The organism is Paraburkholderia caffeinilytica (genome assembly GCF_046030355.1).
Taxonomy (GTDB): domain Bacteria; phylum Pseudomonadota; class Gammaproteobacteria; order Burkholderiales; family Burkholderiaceae; genus Paraburkholderia; species Paraburkholderia caffeinilytica_B.
In genome coordinates, this window is the sequence record NZ_JAQQCQ010000003.1 from 226,334 (window position 1) to 244,168 (window position 17,835).

Below are 17,835 nucleotides of genomic sequence, written 5' to 3' on the forward strand. Positions count from 1 at the left end.
ACAGGGGCAAACCATGTAATCTCTCGGTTTTCTTCCTGCATCAAGACCGATGAGTCGAGCGTTGGCGAGCGAATACCTTCAACAAACCGCGGCATACACGCGGTATCGGCCCATCGTTCTCCGCTTGCGCTGCACCGTGGCGCTACTGGCGTGCGGGATTACCGCCTTCGCACGCCCCGCTCTCGCAGCCGAATCCGCATGCAGCGCAGAAGCCGGCCCGGCCGGCCGTCCCTCTGTCGGGCTTGTGCTATCAGGCGGCGGCGCACGCGGCTATGCACACCTCGGCGTATTGAAGGTGCTCGAGGAAAACCGCATTCCGGTCGATTGCATCGCCGGCACCAGCATGGGCTCGGTGGTCGGCGGCCTGTACGCGAGCGGTATGACGGCGCAGGACATGCAAAACCGCCTCGCGGGCATCAATCTCGCGGACATCGCCTTCGACGTCACCGACCGTGCCGATCTGCCGCAATCGCGTCGTGAGGACGAGCGGCTGTATGTGAACAGCCTTTCGCTCGGCTATGGCGCCAATGGCTTCCGCTTGCCGGTCGGGCTCGTCCAGGGCAATCGTTTGCAGGCGCTGCTGCAGGACTGGACGTCCGCGGTGCCAGGCAACGTGTCGTTCGACCGGCTGCCGATCCCCTATCGCGCGATCGCAACCGATCTGCGCACCGGCCAGAAGGTGGTGCTCGATCACGGTTCGCTGCCGCAGGCGATTCGCGCCAGCATGGCGTTGCCGGGCCTGTTCGCGCCGGCCGATATCGACGGGCGCACGCTGGTGGACGGTGGCATTGTCAGCAATCTGCCCATTGAAACGGCGCGCGACATGGGCGCCAAGGTCGTGATCGCGGTCGACATCGGCTCGCCGCTGCGCTCGCTGGATGCGTTGGCCTCCCCTGCCGACGTCATGCAGCAGATGATCGGCATTCTGATTCATCAAAACGTTGCACGCCAACGTGAACAGTTGCAGGCCGGTGATGTGTTGATCGAACCCGCGCTCGGCTCGCTGAGTTTCACCGATTTCGCCAATGCAAGCCAGGCCATCGCGGCCGGCGCCGCGGCCACGCGCGCGGCCATGCCGCAGCTTCAGCACCTGGCGCTCTCGCCCGCCGACTACGCCGCGTGGCGCGCCCGGCACGGTGCGCCTGCCATGCATCCGGTGCGGATCACGCAGATCGAAATCGCATCGCAAGGCGTGGTGCCCGAAGCACGCATTCGCGCTGCATTACACGTCAAACCCGGCGACGTCTACGACCCGGTCACGCTCAACAAGGACTTGCTGGCGCTCACCACCGCGGGTGACTTCGACAGCGTGAGCCAGCAACTCGTGGACGACGGGGACGCGCACACGCTCATCGTCTCCGCACAGCAGAAAATGTGGGGGCCGAATTTCCTGCTGTTCGGACTGGGCCTGTCGAGCAGTTCGACGGATGAAGGCGGCTTCCGGCTGCATCTCGGTTATCGCCGGCCGTGGCTCACTTCGTCAGGGCTCGAAGGGCGAGTGGATGGAACCGTCGGCAGCGATCTGATCGACCTGCATGCGGAACTGCGGCAACCGCTGTCGACTTCTTTCGGCTATTACGTCGCGCCCTATCTCGAGTTTCAGCGCCGCTACGCCAATCTCTACGACGACTCCGGCAACGTCAAGGTCACGCAATACCGCTTGCAGACCGAACGCGTCGGGTTCGACTTCGGCTTGCCGCTTGCGCGTCTCGGCGACTTCCGTATCGGTGTGGCCTATGCGCATGGTTTTGCGTCGCCGCAATACAACTTGCCGCTCGAAGATGGGCCTAACTCGCCGCTGCTGTTCCCCGATATTTATGGGCGGCAGCTTAGTGCACGTGCACGTCTCGTGATCGACCAGCTCGACGATCCGCTATTTGCGCGCAAAGGTTACTTCGGTGAACTACGCGTGGAACGTTCGTTATTCGCGGGTAGCGACAGCTTCACCGAGGTATACGGCAAAGGCATCGTCGCAGCGAGCTACGGGCGGCACAGTATCAACGCGAGCATCGAAGCAGGTAACGACTTCGGCGGCACCAATCTGACGAATCCGTTCGGCTTTACGCTGGGCGGTTTCCAGCATTTGTCGGCCTATGCCGCCGACCAGCTGTCCGGCAACTCCATGGTGTACGGCCAGGTCACCTACATGAATCAGCTTGCCACCTTCAACGCGTCGCCGATTCGCGGCTTGTTTGCGGGGCTGAGCATTGAAGCCGGCAACGTCTGGAACCGGGATTCGGAGTTCGGCAGCGGATCGCTGAAGCGCAGCGTGACGGTTTTCACCGCGTTGACCAGCTCATTCGGACCGATATATTTTGGCGTAGCGTTTGCACCGGGCGGCCGCAATAACTTTTACTTCCAGCTGGGCCATACCTATTGAGGCTGTGCATAACGGTGTGCTTCATGCCGCCGTGCCCACAGGCCAGCTCATTTCGAAGCGCGCGCCGCTCAAGGTCAATGGATCGGTAACGGCGATGCGGCCGTGATGGGCGCGCAGCACCTGCTGCGTAATCGCGAGACCCAACCCGTAGCCGCCGGTCTGACGATCGAGCCGCACGAAGGCATTGAAAATGCGCTCGCGTTGTTCGGGTGGCACGCCGGCGCCGTCGTCTTCCACGTAGATTTCCACATTGCCGTGCTTGACACTCAATCCCACCATGATCCGCGAGTGTGCGTATTTGCTGGCGTTGCGCAGCAGGTTTCGAATCGCGTAGGACATGAGGCGCTTGTCCATCACCACGCGTAGTGACGTGTCGACGTCTACTTGCGAGACCAGTCGCTTGTCCGCATAAAGCAGCGTGGCGTCGGTGATCTGGCTGTCGAACCATGCCGCCAGCGAGGTGAATTCGAGGTTCGATTGCAGGGAGCTGTATTCGAGGCGCGCGTAGGTCAGGCTCATGTCGATGAGCTCGTCGAGTTCGGTGACGTCCTGGTCGATGCTTGCCAGTGCGCTATTGTATTCGGCCGCAGAAGCGGGTTCGCGCAGGTTTTCCAGCGCGAAGCGCACGCGGGCCAGGGGCGTGCGGAGTTCGTGAGAGATGCCGTTGGTGAGTTCGCGCTGCGCGGCGATCAAACGTTCCATGCGCTCGGCCAAGGCGTTCAGTGTGCGGGCCAGTGGGCCGATTATGACGCTATGCGATTCGCGGGCACGGGTGTTGAAGCGGCCGCCTGTGAAGTCGATTGCGCGCTCGCGGACCATGACGAGGTCCAGCCAGACCGGGCGCATCCAGCGGTATGCGGTTACTGCCGGGAGCAACACAGTGACCAATACGATGGGTATCGACGCTTCCGCTGTGGTGAGTGTTTGCCAGATCGATGGCGACGTTTTCAGCGTCAGGCTTAATGTCACTATCGATGCCGCCAGTACCAGCACTGTTAGCGTCAGCAGGCGCGTGTAGACACGCACGTATAGCCGCGACCAGCTGGGGATTCTGTCTGCCCTTGTGTCCGTCCAGGAGCGGCGGAAACGGTGCCAGCGCCATTTTCCATAGCGGTAGGGCGTAAGTCTTTTCGGCTCCGCTGGGGATGGCATTTTTTGTCTTCGCTTCTTTTAATGCGTGTGTGGTCTATTGGCGTTGCCCCTGTGCGGGGCTGGCCCTTTGTACGAATGCCAGGGTTTGCTCCGCTACCGTGTTTCGCTCGTTGTCTAGTGTGATCATGTGATAGCTGTCGGTCAAGCGCACGAAGGTCACCGCACGGCTTCCCAGGTGTTCGCACACAAACTCGGCGGAGCGGATACTCGTCACCTCGTCCTCCTCCGAATGCATGACCAGCGTCTCGCATGTCACGCGCCCCAGGGCGCGCTTCACCGCGAAGCGCATCCAGTCGACCTGCTCGATCGCCGCCAACGGCACGTACGGATAGTGGATGCCACTCCCCTTCTGCAAATGACGACGGATCAGGTTGCGAATGCGCGCGTTCTTGATGCCAAACGGCTCGCCCTCCGGTACGCGAATCAAGCGGCGCAGGCCCGGCACGCAATACATCAGATAGCGCAACGGGCGCAGGCGCGAACCGCCCCAGCCGTCGAGGAATAACGGCGGCGACAGCAGAATCAGGCGCCCCGTCGTCATGCGCTCGCGGGCACTCAACATCAATGCAAGGAGCGCGCCCATCGAAATACCCGCGACATCGACCCGCTCATAACGCTCAAGCAATTCGCGGTACGTGCGGCTCAGCAATTGCATGTAGTCGCTCAACGTCACGCGGCTCAACGCGTCAGGGTTCGAGCCGTGGCCCGGCAGCGACGGCAGATGCACGTCGCAGCCGATCTGCTCGAACTTGCGGTCGAGCGCGCCGAAATCATGACGTGTGCCGCCCAGGCCATGAATCATCAACACGGCATGGCGGGAAAGTGGAGAAACGCGAGCGGACATCGATCAGCCTGTCATGACACAAGCTTGCGATGCTATGCATCTCCGTCTTGCATGACTGTCGAATTGCGACCGTGTTTGTGGAGTTTTGTCGGTCGATATTTCGACCTATTACTCAATTGGAACGCGAGGCCGACTCAGCCGAACGGCAACTGCAACCGCAACCGCAGCTCAACTGCAACCGCTGCAAGCGTCTTCAATCCCACGCCAGCTTGCTGAACTGGTAGCCCTTGCCGCGTACCGTCTTGATGCGCTGCGGGGTGCCGGCGTCGTCATGCAGCTTGCGGCGCAGCTTGGAAATGCCGCCGTCGATCGTGCGATCGAGGCCGTCGAACTCGATACCGCGCAGTTGCCGCATCAGCTCGTCGCGGCTCACCACCTCACCCGCGCAACTTACCAACGCCCATAGCAAATCGAATTCGGCCGACGTCAGATCGGGCTGGCTGCCGTCCGGCAACTTGACCGTGCGGCTGGCCCGGCTGATCTCGAACTTGCCGAAGGTATAGCTCTCGGGTTGGCCGGCCTCCGGCGTGCGCGCGGTCATGCGGCGCAGTTGCGCCTTGATGCGCGCCAGCAGCACGCGTGGCTCGACAGGCTTATGCACGTAGTCGTCCGCGCCAAATTCGAGGCCCAGCACTTCGTCGAACTGCTCGTCGCGCGCGGTCACCATGATGATCACGCCGTTGAATTGCTCGCGCGCCTCGCGGCAAATCTGGAATCCGTCCTTGCCGGGAAGGTTCACGTCGAGGATCACCAGGTCCGGGCGGCGCTTGAGAATCGCCGGCACGGCGTCGTTGCCGTGCAGTACGGTCTCGACTTCGTAGTCGTGTTTGCGCAGATAACCGGCGACCAGCGCGGACAGGCGGTCATCGTCTTCGACAAGCAGGATCCGGAATGGCATGGGACGAATCGTTCAAGGCTAACTATTTCAATAGCGGCGGGAAACGGTGCAACGCGCTGCGCGGCCAGCAAGCGAGGGGGCCGCTCTGCCTACGCAATCGCACGGCGCGGCCGTGGCCGCGGCCGGCAATGAGCCGCAGGAGCCGGCTCGACGCACAGCATAGCGGATGCGCCGCACATCATGCGACATGCTCGACAAAACTCGACAAACGCGCAAGCAATTCGACACGGAAGCGCGCGCCCCGCCACTAGCATCGCCTCGTTGAAATAGCCCAAGGATCTGCCATGACGACTGTTTCCAGCCAGGGGACTCGCGCCCGCTCGCCGTGGTTCGCGAAAGCCATGGCGTCCTTTGCGGTCATTCAGCAAGCCGCTCATGCACTCTATCCCGGCACCGGCATGTTTCATCGCTGGCGCCGCCTGCGATTATGGCTGCGCTCGCTGATGTCGTGGCGTTCGACGCAAGTATGGCTCAAAGGCTGCGCCATTTCGCCCTTGCGCGATCTGGTGCAACGTCATCCGACCGCGCTCGAACGCATGCACCGGCCGTTCCTTCATACCCGCTTCAGTTCGCGCGAACGCCTCACCGCGAGCCTCGATCATCACACGCTGACACAACAGCGCGTCCCACAACTCGCCGCACGCATCGCCGCGGTCGGCTCGGCGCAGATCGCGGCGTTCGGAGTGGGCGCCGAGCGCTGGTATGTGTCGATCGAGTCGATCGAACAGTTTCAGAAGGAAGGCGACTGGACCTTATGCATTCGCGATGCGCGGGACCAGCGCATCGTCTCCTGCACCTTCAGTTTCGCCTATCTGGGCGGCAAGGTACGGCGCCCGCGTCTTTGCATCGGCTCCGTGCAAGGTCCGGACAGTTCGATCAACGGCCGCGAGCTGTTTCGCGCGCTCACCAAACGGTGGCACGGGCTGCGGCCGAAGGTACTGGTGATTTACCTTGCACAATGTGTCGCCGCCGCTCTCGATGCGGGCGGCACTTTCATCATCTCGAAGCAGGCGCACATCTATGCGAACTGGCGCTATTGCCTGAGGAAGCGTCGCGTGGCGGCGGACTATGACCGGCTATCGATCGAGTGCGGGGCGCTCGCGCGCTGGAATGGCTGGTTCGTTCTCGCGCCGCCAGCACGCTATCTGGCCGAACGCCAGGGCGACGATACCGGCAGCGCAACCCGCCGCAAGCGTTACGCATTGCGAAGCGCGCTCGCCGCGCAGATTCGTCTCAGCCTCACGGCAAGCAAGACGCACCGCCCCTGCGTGCCTCGCGTTGTCGTTTGAATCCATTGCGATTTTTTATTGACAACACCTGCGACAAAACGGCACACTGATTCGTATGTTGACGCACACCTCCATCGCAATCGCGATTAAAAACCCAACAATGCATGCCATCATCGGCAGGCATTTGGGAGCATGTGCGCGTTAGCAGTCTGAATCTGCAAACAAGACCCAAAGGCCCCGCCGGTAACGGAAGGGGCCTTTTGTTTTGTGGGCGCCTCCGTCCGCCGGCTCGATGACGGAGAGCAAGATGGATCAGGCAAGCCCGCAATGCATGGATGACGACTCAAGTCTGCCCGCCTATCACCAGGACGAGCGTCTGCCGAAGGTAGTGCTACATTTTTCCGTAGTGCCTGGCGCAACGCTGACATGGCGTGTCGATGCCGACAGCACGCTCAGTGTTCAGGGCGCGCGTCTATGGCTCACGCGCGTCAACTCGCCTTACGATCATTGGCTCGAACCGGGTAACGAGTTCCGGCTGCAACGCGGCGAACGCGTGTGGCTCAGCACGGATAGCGAACGCACGGCGCGTGCGTCGTTGAGTTGCGCGCTGCCTGCCCGACGTGGTCTCGTCAGGCGCTGGCTGGGGCGGCTCGCATGGCTGGGCCTCAGCGCACCGCTGTCCCGATAGCAGGCTCCGTAGCGACTCGATGCTCGTACGTTCGTACCGTTGAAAGGTAAACACCCCTGCAATGAGGGGTGTTTGTTGATCAGCCATGCGGGTTCCGATGAACCCGTCATGCCGTATTGCGCGGCTGCGTGATACGACTGAGCCTGATATGACTAAAACGCAGGTTGCCTGGACACGCGCCGCTTACTGGCGCGACATGGGTTGCGCCATCTATTCCGGCGTTACCTGCACGGCCGCTGCCGAAACGAATACCGCGTGAATCGTATCGCCAACCTTGACGCCCTTCAGGTCGACGTCCGGTCCGACTTCGAGCGTTTGCGTCTGATACGCGCCGCGCAGCGTGACGAGGCGCTTCTTGTGATCGATCTTCTGCACAGTGGCGAGCACTTCGATCTGACGCGCCGATTCAAAGCCGCCCGAAGCCGGGGCATAGACCTGCGTATCGACGCGTGCACGAATGCCCTTGTCCGCACCGGTGACTTTGTCCGCCTTCACCAGCAACGCGTTCTTGTACAGCACATCCACCCGATCGCCGATCTTCAGTTGATCGAAGCCCGCGACCTGCTGACTCACCAGCACGACCACCGCATTGCCGCCCGGCCCCTGGAGCGTGAGCGTGCGGCTGCCCGGATCGATACCGACGATCCGCGCCTTCACATGTACCGGTTGCACTGCGCTGACAATGCCCTGTGCCGCACTGGCCATCGCATCCTGCGCCCACGCCGGTTGTGCCGCGGCGAAAGCCGCTACCATCAACGCTGCTCCAATCGTCGCTGCCTTCATTTACGCTCTCCTCGAGAAATTGTTCAATCCGGCATTACGCGATCTGAAACCGCAGGATGCCGATTAACGCCACGAATGCATACGGCTTCAGACTGACAATGACTAAATGGGTACGGCGCAATGATTGTACATGGCTGACAAGAAGCTACGATTATTTATATTGCGCTTCTCAAATCAGCGGACGGCATATTGCAAGCTGCCGCAGCGCGGCGTCGCAAAGGGAGTGGCCGATTGGCCGTTCGGCCTTACCCCGCCGGGCCATCCATATAGAGCGACGATACATGCCATGCATAAAGCATTAAATACATACTGCATGACAGTCCGATATTTTTATTTTTATCAAGGGCATTTGCCGCAACGCAATGAGAAGCTAAATTAACATCGATTAAACACCCATTCAATGGCCAGTGAATTCATGCGCCGCGCAAAATAAAACAGCCCCGTCGCCGGAGCGAAGGGGCTGTTCATCATGCGGCCAGTGCAGCGCCATCAGCGAAACGTCGACACTCAAGACGCTGTAACGCATCCCTGCACAAGCGCTAAACCATTACACACGTTCGATCGCGATCGCGATGCCTTGACCGACGCCGATACACATCGTGCACAGGGCAAAACGGCCTTGCGTGCGGTGCAGCTGGTACATCGCGGTGGTCACCAGACGCGCGCCGCTCATGCCAAGCGGGTGGCCCAGCGCGATCGCCCCGCCGTTCGGATTCACGCGCGCGTCGTCGTCCGCGACGCCGAGCGCGCGCAGCACAGCAATGCCTTGCGAGGCAAATGCTTCGTTCAGTTCGATCACGTCGAACTGGTTGATGGTCATATTCAGGCGCGCCAGCAATTTCTGCGTAGCCGGCGCCGGGCCGATGCCCATCACGCGCGGCGCGACGCCGGCCGTCGCGATACCCAGCACGCGCGCACGCGGCGTGAGGCCGAAGCGCTTTGCGGTTTCTTCGTTGGCAAGCAGCAACGCCGCCGCGCCGTCGTTCACGCCCGACGCGTTACCCGCCGTGACCGTGCCGTCCGGACGCACCACGCCCTTCAGTTTGGCAAGCGCTTCCAGACTCGTTTCGCGCGGGTGTTCGTCCTGCGAGACGGTGATCGGATCGCCCTTCTTCTGCGCGATCGTCACGCCGACGATTTCCTGCGCGAGCGTGCCATCGCGTTGCGCGCGCGCCGCTTTCTGCTGACTGCGCAGCGCAAACGCGTCCTGATCGGCACGGCTGATCTTGTAGTCGGTGGCGACATTTTCGCCAGTCTCGGGCATCGAATCGACACCGTACATCTGCTTCATCAACGGGTTCACGAAACGCCAGCCGATCGTCGTGTCGAAGATATCGGCCTGGCGCGAAAACGCGCTGGTGGCCTTGCCCATCACAAACGGCGCACGGCTCATGCTTTCGACGCCGCCGGCCAGCATCAACGCGGCCTCGCCCGACTTGATCGCGCGCGCGGCGATGCCGACGGCGTCCATGCCCGAGCCGCACAGGCGGTTTACCGTCGAGCCCGGCACAGCTTGCGGCAAACCGGCCAGCAACAACGACATGCGCGCAACGTTGCGGTTGTCTTCACCGGCCTGGTTCGCGCAACCGTAGATCACGTCGTCGATCGCGTTCCAGTCGACGTCCTTGTTGCGCTCCATCAGCGCTTTGAGCGGCACCGCGCCCAGATCGTCGGCGCGTACCGACGACAGCGAACCCGCATAGCGGCCGATAGGGGTGCGAATCGCGTCGCACAGGAATGCTTCGGTCATGTGATGTCTCCAGTTGGTGAACTGCATGCGCCGCGCCGCTGGCGGATAGCCGTGAGCGGCGCTGGCCGCTTGTGTCTGGCGCGCGCTGGATACCGTGCGACATCGACCCGGCTGATGCAACGGGAACGGTCACATGGCAGCCGTCGCGACCGATCAGCTTAGCGCAGGATAATGAACGATGGGCTCAGGATCGCAGCCATTTGTTCTTTATACGAACACAAGGTCATATATCGAACAACCTGGACTCGATAATAGGCGTGTGCGCGAAACCATGTCAAGCAAAGCCAGCCTCGAACCAGGGAATATCTGCAGGCCGATGGCGTTCGGCCATGACCCGCCAAAAGGTCTGAAGTTTGATGCGCTCATGCCGGCAAGTGTGCGCTTACGCCTGCCGGCACGAGGCTTTTGGGTCGTGCCGCTGTCCGGGATGCGGCTGAAATACCGGCCCCAACACGCGCGTTGTCAACGAACCTGAATACCTTCGTCCGCGATATAACTGCGAATCACGTCGGCGAAGCTGCGGTCGCCGGTCAATCCGAGCCGTTCGGCACGCGAGGTGTCCCACTGCCCCGGCCAACTGCCGACGATCTTCTCCACCCGCGCATCCGGCTCCCACACGATCCGCTTCGCGGTCTCGTCCCCTGCCACTTCGCGCAGCGCGGCCACCATCTCGTCGACGCTCACCGAAATCCCCGGCAGATTCAGCACGCGCTGGCTGCCGAGCGCAGCGGAATCGAGTTCGAGTCCGCCGATCAGGCTTTCGATGGCCTTGCGCGGTGACAGCAGCCACAAACGCGTCGTGCCCGCTACCGGGCACACCGCCGTTTCGCCGTTCAACGGCTCACGAATGATGCCGCTCGCGAACGACGACGCCGCCGCATTCGGCTTACCCGGACGCACGCTAATGGTGGGCAGCCGCAACACCCGGCCGTCGACAAAACCCCGCCGCGTGTAATCGTTGAGCAACAACTCCGCGATCGCCTTCTGCGCGCCGTACGACGATTGCGGATTCAGTGCGGTGTCGTTTTGCACGACCTCGGGCAGGTTGCCGCCGTACACAGCCACTGAACTCGTGAACACCACGCGCGGAGTGTGCCCACGTTGCCGGCAAATTTCCAGCAGCAGGCGCGATGCGTCCAGATTGATACGCATGCCGAGATCGAAATCCGCCTCGGCCTGTCCGCTCACTATCGCGGCAAGATGAAAGATGGCGGATGTCCTGCCGTCGATCACGCGCTCGAACACGTTGCGCTCGGCGATATCGCCCACTTCTGTACGCACGCGGTTGTCGCCGAAATCGCTTCCCTGCACCACGTCGAGCAGTGCCAGTTCGGTAATCGCTTGCGGCTTGCCATGCTCATCCTTCACCGAACCGCGCGCCAATAGTTCGCGCGCGAGACGCTGGCCGAGAAAACCCGCGCCGCCGGTAATCAGTACTTTCATGATGGGCTTTGTCCTTGTTTTGTTCTGGTTAGCGGGCGGCGTTCAGATACGGCCTGAGCCAGCCGAGTCCGGCCGACGTGCCGGCGCGCGGCCGGTATTCGCAACCGATGTAGCCGTCGTAGCCCAGCGTGTCGATCAGATCGAACAGATACGGATAATTCAGCTCGCCGATATCGGGCTCGTGACGCTCCGGCACGCCCGCGACCTGAATATGGCCGATGCCTGCCATATCGCGCTTGAGTTTCATCGCAAGGTCGCCTTCAACGATCTGGCAGTGATAGCAATCGAACTGCACCTTGAGATTCGGCGCGCCCACTTCCGCGCAAATCGCCTGCGCGTCGTCCTGGCGGTTCAGAAAGAAGCCCGGCATATCGCGCGTATTGATCGGCTCGATCACGACGGTAATGCCGTCCTCCTGCGCGGTCTTGGCGGCATAGGCGAGGTTCTTCAGATATACCTCACGATGCTTCGCCCGCGGCTGATCCGCACCGATCAAACCGGCCATCACATGCAGTTTGCGATTGCCGAGCACACGCGTGTAATCGAGGGCGGTTTCAATGCCGCGGCGAAATTCGTCTTCGCGACCCGGCAGCGAAGCAATGCCGCGTTCGCCCGCGGCCCAGTCGCCGGGCGGCGCATTGAAGAGCGCCTGAGTCAGACCATTCGCGTCGAGCCGCGCCTTGATTTCTCCGGCACGGAAATCGTAGGGGAATAGAAATTCGACTGCGTTGAAGCCGTCTTTTGCCGCAGCGGCGAAACGGTCCAGGAACGCGTGCTCGTTGTACATCATGGTCAGGTTAGCGGCGAAGCGAGGCATGGCGGCAACTCCTTAAACAGTTCAATTCAGTTCGGTTGGGCTCGGTTGGGTTCTGCGCGCGCAAGCTGCCACAAATGCAGGGCTTCGCGCGCAAGATTTCGATTTCGCAATTGACTGGTTTCATCTCCTTGAGCCAGGCTGCAATCACACCGATCATCCGAAACAGGTTCAAGCTGCCAGCGTGGCAGCGCCACCTGGCGTTGCTTTTGCCGACGTCTACCAACGCGCGCCGAACACCGTCCGAAGTTCTTCGAGCGCCGCGTCGTCGAGCGGCGCGGGCCGCGGATTTGTCATCAGCCACAGGCGGGCGGTCTCTTCGAGTTCCTCAAGCGCATACGACGCCTGCGCCACTGAACGATCCCACACCACCGGGCCGAGGCGCTCGAGCAAAACCGCACGAACGGTATCCGCGAGCGCGGCGATCTGCCCGGCTACTTGCGGGTCACCGGGGCGCTTATAACGAATCAGGGGGACGTGGCCCACTTTCATCACGTAGTACGGCGTGATCGGCGGCAGAACATCGTCGTCGCGCCATACGCCGGCGAGCGTCAACGCAACCAGATGAGTCGAATGCGTGTGGACGATGCCACGCGCCTCGCCGTTGCGTGCATAGATGCCCTGATGCAGCGCCAGCGTTTTCGATGGCTTGCCGCCCGACACCCTATGACCGTCGAAATCGACCTTGGCGATATCGGCTGGATCGAGCCGGCCAAGGCAGGCATCGGTAGGCGTGATTAACCAGCCGTCGTCGAGGCGCGCGCTGATATTGCCCGCGCTGCCCACCGTATAGCCGCGCTGATAGAGACTTGCACCGGTCACGCAAATTTCTTCGCGCACGCGTGCTTCGTTCGTCGTGTGAAGTGCGGGCGTGCCGGTCATTGTGCGGCTCCTTCGAGGTGACGCAGCGCCTTTTCGAAAAAGTCGAGCGCGCCGAAGTTGCCGGATTTCAATGCGAGTGCGAGCGGCTCGGCATCCGGCGTCGCGGTAGCGGGCACACCGGGGTCGATCTGCGCACCGATCCGCAGCGTATGCACGCCGAGCGCCTGAACCACCGCGCCCGAGGTTTCGCCGCCCGCCACTACGAACTTGCGCACGCCGCGTTCGCGCAAACCTCGTGCGATCGACGCCAGTGTGGATTCGACCAGATGTCCCGCTTCGTTGACGCCGAGTTCGCGTTGCACCGCTTTGACTTCGTCGGGCGTGGCGGTGGCGTAGATCAACATGGGCTCGGCTTTATCCAGGTACTGTTGCGCAAAAGCCAGCGCCTGCTCGACTACCGGTTCGCCACGTGCCGCCGCCAACGGATCGATGCGAAACGCGGGCCGTGTTTCGCGCCAGAGCGCCACTTGCGCGTTGGTCGCTTTCGAGGCGCTGCCAGCCAGCACCGCCGACAATCCTTCGACGCGCGGCAATTGCGCGGCATCGTTGCCTGCCGCGAGCAAACCGGCGCGGCGGAAATTGGCGGGCAAACCTAGCGCGATGCCGGAGCCGCCAGTGATTAGCGTGAGGTCGGCACACGCCTCGCCGAGCACGTATAGATCCGCGTCCGACACCGCGTCGGCAATCGCCATTCGCACGCCGTCGCCGCCTAGTGCAGTGAACGATTCGCGTACCGCCGACACGCCTTTTGCCACGGTGTCGTAACGCACGAGGCCGACTTTCGATCCGGTCTGCCGCTGCAGCACGCGCACGAGGTTCGCGTCGCGCATCGGCGTCAGCGGATGGTTTTCCATACCCGATTCGTTCAGCAACGCATCGCCGACGAACAGATAACCGCGATAGATCGTGCGGCCGTTCTCGGGAAACGCCGGACAGGCAATCGTGAACGCCGTCGCGCCAGCGTCAATGGACAATGCGTCGAGCAAGGCATCCGTAACCGGACCGATGTTACCGGCGTCGGTCGAATCGAAGGTCGAGCAGTATTTGAAAAAGAACTGGCGGCATCCTTGGGCGAGCAACCAGTCGAGTGCGGCGAGCGATTGCGCGACCGCGTCGGCAGCGGGAATCGTGCGTGACTTCAGCGCGACGACCAGCGCATCGGCTTCAATAACATCGTTCGACGCGGGCACGCCGATGGTTTGCACCGTGCGCATGCCGCCGCGCACCAGCATGTTGGCGAGATCGGTGGCGCCGGTGAAATCGTCGGCGATGCAGCCGAGCAGCGCGCGTCTGGACGGAGTGGTCATGGCACGCTCCGCGCTTACTTCGCCGGCGGCAAGTCAATGCCGGGGAAGATCCTGATCACCGCGGCATCGTCCTCGCCGCCATGTCCCGCGCTCGACGCCATCATGAACATCTGATGCGCCGCCGCCGACAACGGCAACGGGAATTTCGAGCGGCGCGCGGTATCGAGCACCAGGCCGAGATCTTTCACGAAGATATCGACTGCCGAGAGCGGCGTGTAATCGCCACTGAGAATATGCGGCACGCGGTTCTCGAACATCCACGAATTGCCCGCACTATGCGTGATGACTTCGTACAGCGCATCGGGATCGACGCCTTCGCGCAAACCGAGCGCCATCGCCTCGGCGGCCACGGCGATATGCACGCCGGCCAGCAGCTGATTGATGATCTTCACCTTCGAACCCGCGCCGTGCGCCGGCCCCAGCCGATAGACCTTGCCCGCCATCGCGGCCAGCACGTCCTCGCATGCGGCATAGGCAGCGTCCGGGCCGGACGTCATCATCGTCATTTCGCCGGACGCGGCGCGCGCCGCGCCGCCGGACACCGGCGCGTCGAGCATCTGCAAACCGGCCGCTTCGACACGTTTGCCGAGTTCGATCGCGAAGTCAGGCGCCACGGTCGCGCTCGCAATCACCACGCTGCCGGGTTTCATCGCGGCGACCGCGCCTTGCGCGCCGAACAGCACTGTTTCGGTTTGGGCCGCATTCACGACCAGCGTGACGACTACCTCGCATTGCGCACCCAGCTCGGCCGGCGACGCACAGCCGATACCACCGGCCGCCACGAACGCTTGCAGGATTTCGTTGCGCAGATCGCACGCATGGACCTGAAAACCCGCGCCCAGCAGCGAGCGCGCGACGCCCATGCCCATCGCTCCGAGACCGATAACACCAACATTTCTGGACATGCCTGACCTCTACATTGATTAGCCGTGAGCGCCCCGATCCCGTTCAGCTCGGCTCAACAAATGCCCGCTTCCGCGAGTCGCCGTGCCGCGTTGTTCATATGGGCGCTCGCCGCGTCACGCGCCGCCGTCGGATCACCAGCCCGGATCGCCGCAACAATGGCCACATGTTCTTCACGCACCTGACGCGAGAAATCGTCGCGTAGCGCTTCGTTGCGACGGGTGACCTGGGTGCCGGCTTCGAGGTACTGATTCAGGAAGGTGAGCGTCTTGAGGAAATACGGATTGCCGGTAGCCGCGGCGATTGCGCGGTGGAAAGCGACATCTTCGGCGACGCCGTTCTCGCCTTCGGCCACCGCTTCGTCGATCCTCGCAAGGGCGGTGTCGATCGAGATCATGTCAGCGTCGCTGCGGCGCATGGCGGCTTCCGAGGCGACTTCCGCCTCGATTGCCCGCCGTAGCGCGAGGATTTGCAGCACCGAGCCCGCTTCCACCGCTTCTGCATAGTCGATGCGCAGCGGCCTGATCGTGCCGTGGGCGGCGATGAACACCCCGCTGCCCTGGCGCGGTTCGACCACCCCCTCGTTCTTCAGCCGCGAAATCGCCTCGCGAATGACCGTGCGGCTCACGCCAAACTGCTGCGCCAGCACGGCCTCGGTCGGCAGCTTGCCGACGTGCGCGAAGGCGCCTTTGTCGATCTGCTTGAGCAACTGCTGCGCGACGGTATCGCTCAGTGCACGGACAGGAATCTTGTCGAACACGGACGCCCCAATGGATCATGTTGTAGGGTCATCATACAAATTTGGAGCATTGACTGCATCCATGCAAACCCTAAGCTTTTCGGGCGTGGTCGCGGCGGCTAAAGGAGGAGTCGAAGGCGAGAATCGAAGCGACCTCTTTGATTCGGATGTCCCGGCGACATCCACACCGGGTTCAATGCTTTCATCGAAAAAGCGACGGCTTCGCGAGCCGGGTGCAGGCGCACCGACTACGTGATCTCGTGCGCAAGCGCAGCGATCGGCCATGCTAGGCTAAGCGTAGATATGTCCCGCGTGATATAAATTCCGGCGTCAGGAAACGAAACATTAAAAGTTCACGTTGCCTGACTATCCGCGTCCGCTCCTTCGTTCAAGTTAAACGCAGGCGGCATAAGGTGGATCGATGATCGACGTTATCCAGCGTATTGTCCGGCAGCGGCGCCTATGCGTCGCGTTATGCGGCTGCGCCGCAGTCGCCGGCTGCATGGTCGGCCCGAACTACCGCACGCCCCCCGCACCCGCTACCGACACCTACACCGCCGCGCCGCTGCCCGACCAAACAGCCTCTTCTCCAGGGGCCGCCGGCTTGCCGCAGCGCTTTGTGCCGGGACAGGACATTCCCGCCGCCTGGTGGGCGCTCTTTCATTGCGAACCGCTCGACGCGCTGATCCGCCAGGCGCTCGTCAACAGTCCAAACATCGCCGCGGCGCAAGCCGCATTGCGGCAGGCGCGCGAAAACTTCTCGGCGCAAGCCGGCGGCACCCTTCTGCCCAGCGTCGACGCTCAACTAGGCGCCACGCGCGAAAAACTGAACGGCATTGCGTTCGGCGAGCCCGGCGTGATCGATGAGTTCAATCTCTACAACGCGTCAGTGAACGTGTCGTACAAACTCGACGTGTTCGGCGGCGCACGGCGCGAACTCGAAGCGTTGCACGCGCAAATCGATTACCAGCGTTTCCAGTTGCAGGCCGCCTATCTCGCGATGTCCGCCAACATCGTGACCGCCGCCGTCAGGGAAGCGTCGCTGCGCGCGCAGATCGAAGCAACCGGGCGAATCGCCGCGGAAGAAGACGAGCAACTGGGCGTACTCGGCAAGCAGTTCGAACTGGGGGGCGTGGGCCGCACGGCGGTGCTCGCGCAGCAAACTCTCCTGGCGCAAACTCGCGCCACGCTGCCGCCACTGCAACAACAACTCGACCAGGTGCGCCATCAGCTCGCCGTGCTGGCCGGCAAACTGCCCAGCGACGCCACGTTGCCTGAATTCAGGCTCGAAATGTTTTCGTTGCCCGAGACGCTGCCTGTGAGCCTGCCGTCGGCACTGGTGCAGCAGCGGCCCGACATCCTCGCTGCCGACGCCGTACTGCACCAGGCCAGCGCGCAAATCGGCGTAGCGACCGCGGCGATGTATCCGCAGATCACGCTGTCCGCCAGCTACGGCGCCGAAGCCCTGACACCGGCGCAGGTGTTCAAGGCCGGCAGCACGATCTGGAGCCTGGGCGCCGGCCTGCTGCAACCGGTCTTTCACGGCGGACAACTGAGCGCGCAGAAGCGCGCCGCCGAAGCGGCGTACGAGCAGGCCGATGCGCAATATCGTGAAACGGTGCTGCTGGCATTCCAGAACGTCGCGGACTCGCTGCGCGCGCTCGATCACGACGCGACCGGCCTGAAAGCGCAGACGGATGCCTGGCGCTCCGCCAGCGATTCACTGGAACTCACGCGCGGGCAGTATCGCGTCGGCGGCGTGAGTTATCTGGCGCTTCTCGATGCCCAACGCCAGTATCTGCAAACGGTGGTGAGTCTCGCGCAGGCGCAGGCGTCCCGCTACGCCGACACGGCGGCCCTCTTCCAGGCGCTGGGTGGCGGCTGGTGGAATGCCGCCGCGCCGGCCGCTGCCACAACGACGCATTGACGCATTGACGCAACGACACGTTGACGCAACCCGGCAAAACACTCGCTGCACCGCTCTTTGCAACATACGCAATCAGAAACGAAGGCATGCAAGGTC

Annotated in this window: 16 protein-coding genes; 5 read left to right on the forward strand and 11 right to left on the reverse strand. The window is 62.5% G+C overall.

Annotated elements, in window-relative coordinates; all coding sequences use genetic code 11:
* The first annotated feature begins 49 nt into the window (after positions 1-49).
* Entirely contained in the window at positions 50-2,380 is a 2,331-nt protein-coding gene (locus PQQ95_RS05710; protein ID WP_408435665.1) for a patatin-like phospholipase family protein, read from the forward strand.
* A 21-nt stretch (positions 2,381-2,401) separates the two neighbouring features.
* Here the strand turns inward: PQQ95_RS05710 and PQQ95_RS05715 are convergent, their stop codons facing one another.
* The 3 genes from PQQ95_RS05715 to PQQ95_RS05725 all read right to left on the reverse strand — a co-directional run bounded on the left by PQQ95_RS05715 (position 2,402) and on the right by PQQ95_RS05725 (position 5,274).
* Positions 2,402-3,532 (reverse strand): ATP-binding protein, encoded by a 1,131-nt coding sequence (locus PQQ95_RS05715; protein WP_408435667.1) that lies wholly within the window; start codon positions 3,530-3,532, stop codon positions 2,402-2,404.
* 34 nt (positions 3,533-3,566) lie between these two features.
* Entirely contained in the window at positions 3,567-4,376 is an 810-nt protein-coding gene (locus tag PQQ95_RS05720; protein ID WP_408435669.1) for an alpha/beta hydrolase, read from the reverse strand.
* Positions 4,377-4,569: 193 nt separating this feature from the next.
* Complete coding sequence (locus tag PQQ95_RS05725) at positions 4,570-5,274, reverse strand: response regulator (protein ID WP_408435670.1); 705 nt, start codon at positions 5,272-5,274, stop codon at positions 4,570-4,572.
* Between the two features lie 284 nt (positions 5,275-5,558).
* On the opposite strand from PQQ95_RS05725, the gene PQQ95_RS05730 reads away from it, so the two are divergent.
* A complete protein-coding gene (locus tag PQQ95_RS05730) occupies positions 5,559-6,563 on the forward strand; it encodes a DUF535 family protein (protein WP_408435672.1) in 1,005 nt (334 codons plus the stop codon).
* 247 nt (positions 6,564-6,810) lie between these two features.
* Entirely contained in the window at positions 6,811-7,191 is a 381-nt protein-coding gene (locus PQQ95_RS05735) for a DUF2917 domain-containing protein (RefSeq protein ID WP_408435674.1), read from the forward strand.
* Between the two features lie 210 nt (positions 7,192-7,401).
* Here PQQ95_RS05735 and PQQ95_RS05740 read toward each other — a convergent pair whose 3' ends face one another.
* Complete coding sequence (locus tag PQQ95_RS05740) at positions 7,402-7,974, reverse strand: hypothetical protein (RefSeq protein WP_408435676.1); 573 nt, start codon at positions 7,972-7,974, stop codon at positions 7,402-7,404.
* 130 nt (positions 7,975-8,104) lie between these two features.
* Here PQQ95_RS05740 and PQQ95_RS05745 point away from each other — a divergent pair, with 130 nt between their 5' ends.
* Positions 8,105-8,353, forward strand: coding sequence for a hypothetical protein (locus PQQ95_RS05745; protein WP_408435677.1), 249 nt, complete (start codon positions 8,105-8,107; stop codon positions 8,351-8,353).
* Positions 8,354-8,521: 168 nt separating this feature from the next.
* Here PQQ95_RS05745 and pcaF read toward each other — a convergent pair whose 3' ends face one another.
* From pcaF to PQQ95_RS05780, 7 genes are all read right to left on the reverse strand, one after another.
* Entirely contained in the window at positions 8,522-9,724 is a 1,203-nt protein-coding gene (pcaF, locus tag PQQ95_RS05750; protein WP_408435679.1) for a 3-oxoadipyl-CoA thiolase, read from the reverse strand.
* A 462-nt stretch (positions 9,725-10,186) separates the two neighbouring features.
* Complete coding sequence (gene denD / locus PQQ95_RS05755) at positions 10,187-11,167, reverse strand: D-erythronate dehydrogenase (protein ID WP_408435681.1); 981 nt, start codon at positions 11,165-11,167, stop codon at positions 10,187-10,189.
* Positions 11,168-11,195: 28 nt separating this feature from the next.
* Positions 11,196-11,984: a 2-oxo-tetronate isomerase gene (gene otnI / locus PQQ95_RS05760; protein ID WP_408435683.1), complete on the reverse strand. Its 789-nt coding sequence runs from the start codon at positions 11,982-11,984 to the stop codon at positions 11,196-11,198.
* A 216-nt stretch (positions 11,985-12,200) separates the two neighbouring features.
* On the reverse strand, positions 12,201-12,863 hold the full coding sequence (gene otnC / locus PQQ95_RS05765; protein WP_408435685.1) for a 3-oxo-tetronate 4-phosphate decarboxylase: 663 nt from the start codon (positions 12,861-12,863) through the stop codon (positions 12,201-12,203).
* Positions 12,860-14,170, reverse strand: coding sequence for a 3-oxo-tetronate kinase (gene otnK / locus PQQ95_RS05770; protein ID WP_408435687.1), 1,311 nt, complete (start codon positions 14,168-14,170; stop codon positions 12,860-12,862). Before otnK ends, otnC begins: the two co-directional genes overlap by 4 nt.
* A gap of 14 nt (positions 14,171-14,184) precedes the next feature.
* Positions 14,185-15,075, reverse strand: coding sequence for an L-threonate dehydrogenase (gene ltnD, locus PQQ95_RS05775; RefSeq protein ID WP_408435689.1), 891 nt, complete (start codon positions 15,073-15,075; stop codon positions 14,185-14,187).
* A 53-nt stretch (positions 15,076-15,128) separates the two neighbouring features.
* Positions 15,129-15,833 (reverse strand): FadR/GntR family transcriptional regulator, encoded by a 705-nt coding sequence (locus PQQ95_RS05780; RefSeq protein ID WP_408435691.1) that lies wholly within the window; start codon positions 15,831-15,833, stop codon positions 15,129-15,131.
* A gap of 400 nt (positions 15,834-16,233) precedes the next feature.
* Between PQQ95_RS05780 and PQQ95_RS05785 the strand changes: the two genes are divergently transcribed.
* Complete coding sequence (locus PQQ95_RS05785) at positions 16,234-17,739, forward strand: efflux transporter outer membrane subunit (RefSeq protein ID WP_408435693.1); 1,506 nt, start codon at positions 16,234-16,236, stop codon at positions 17,737-17,739.
* The last annotated feature ends 96 nt before the right edge of the window (positions 17,740-17,835 follow it).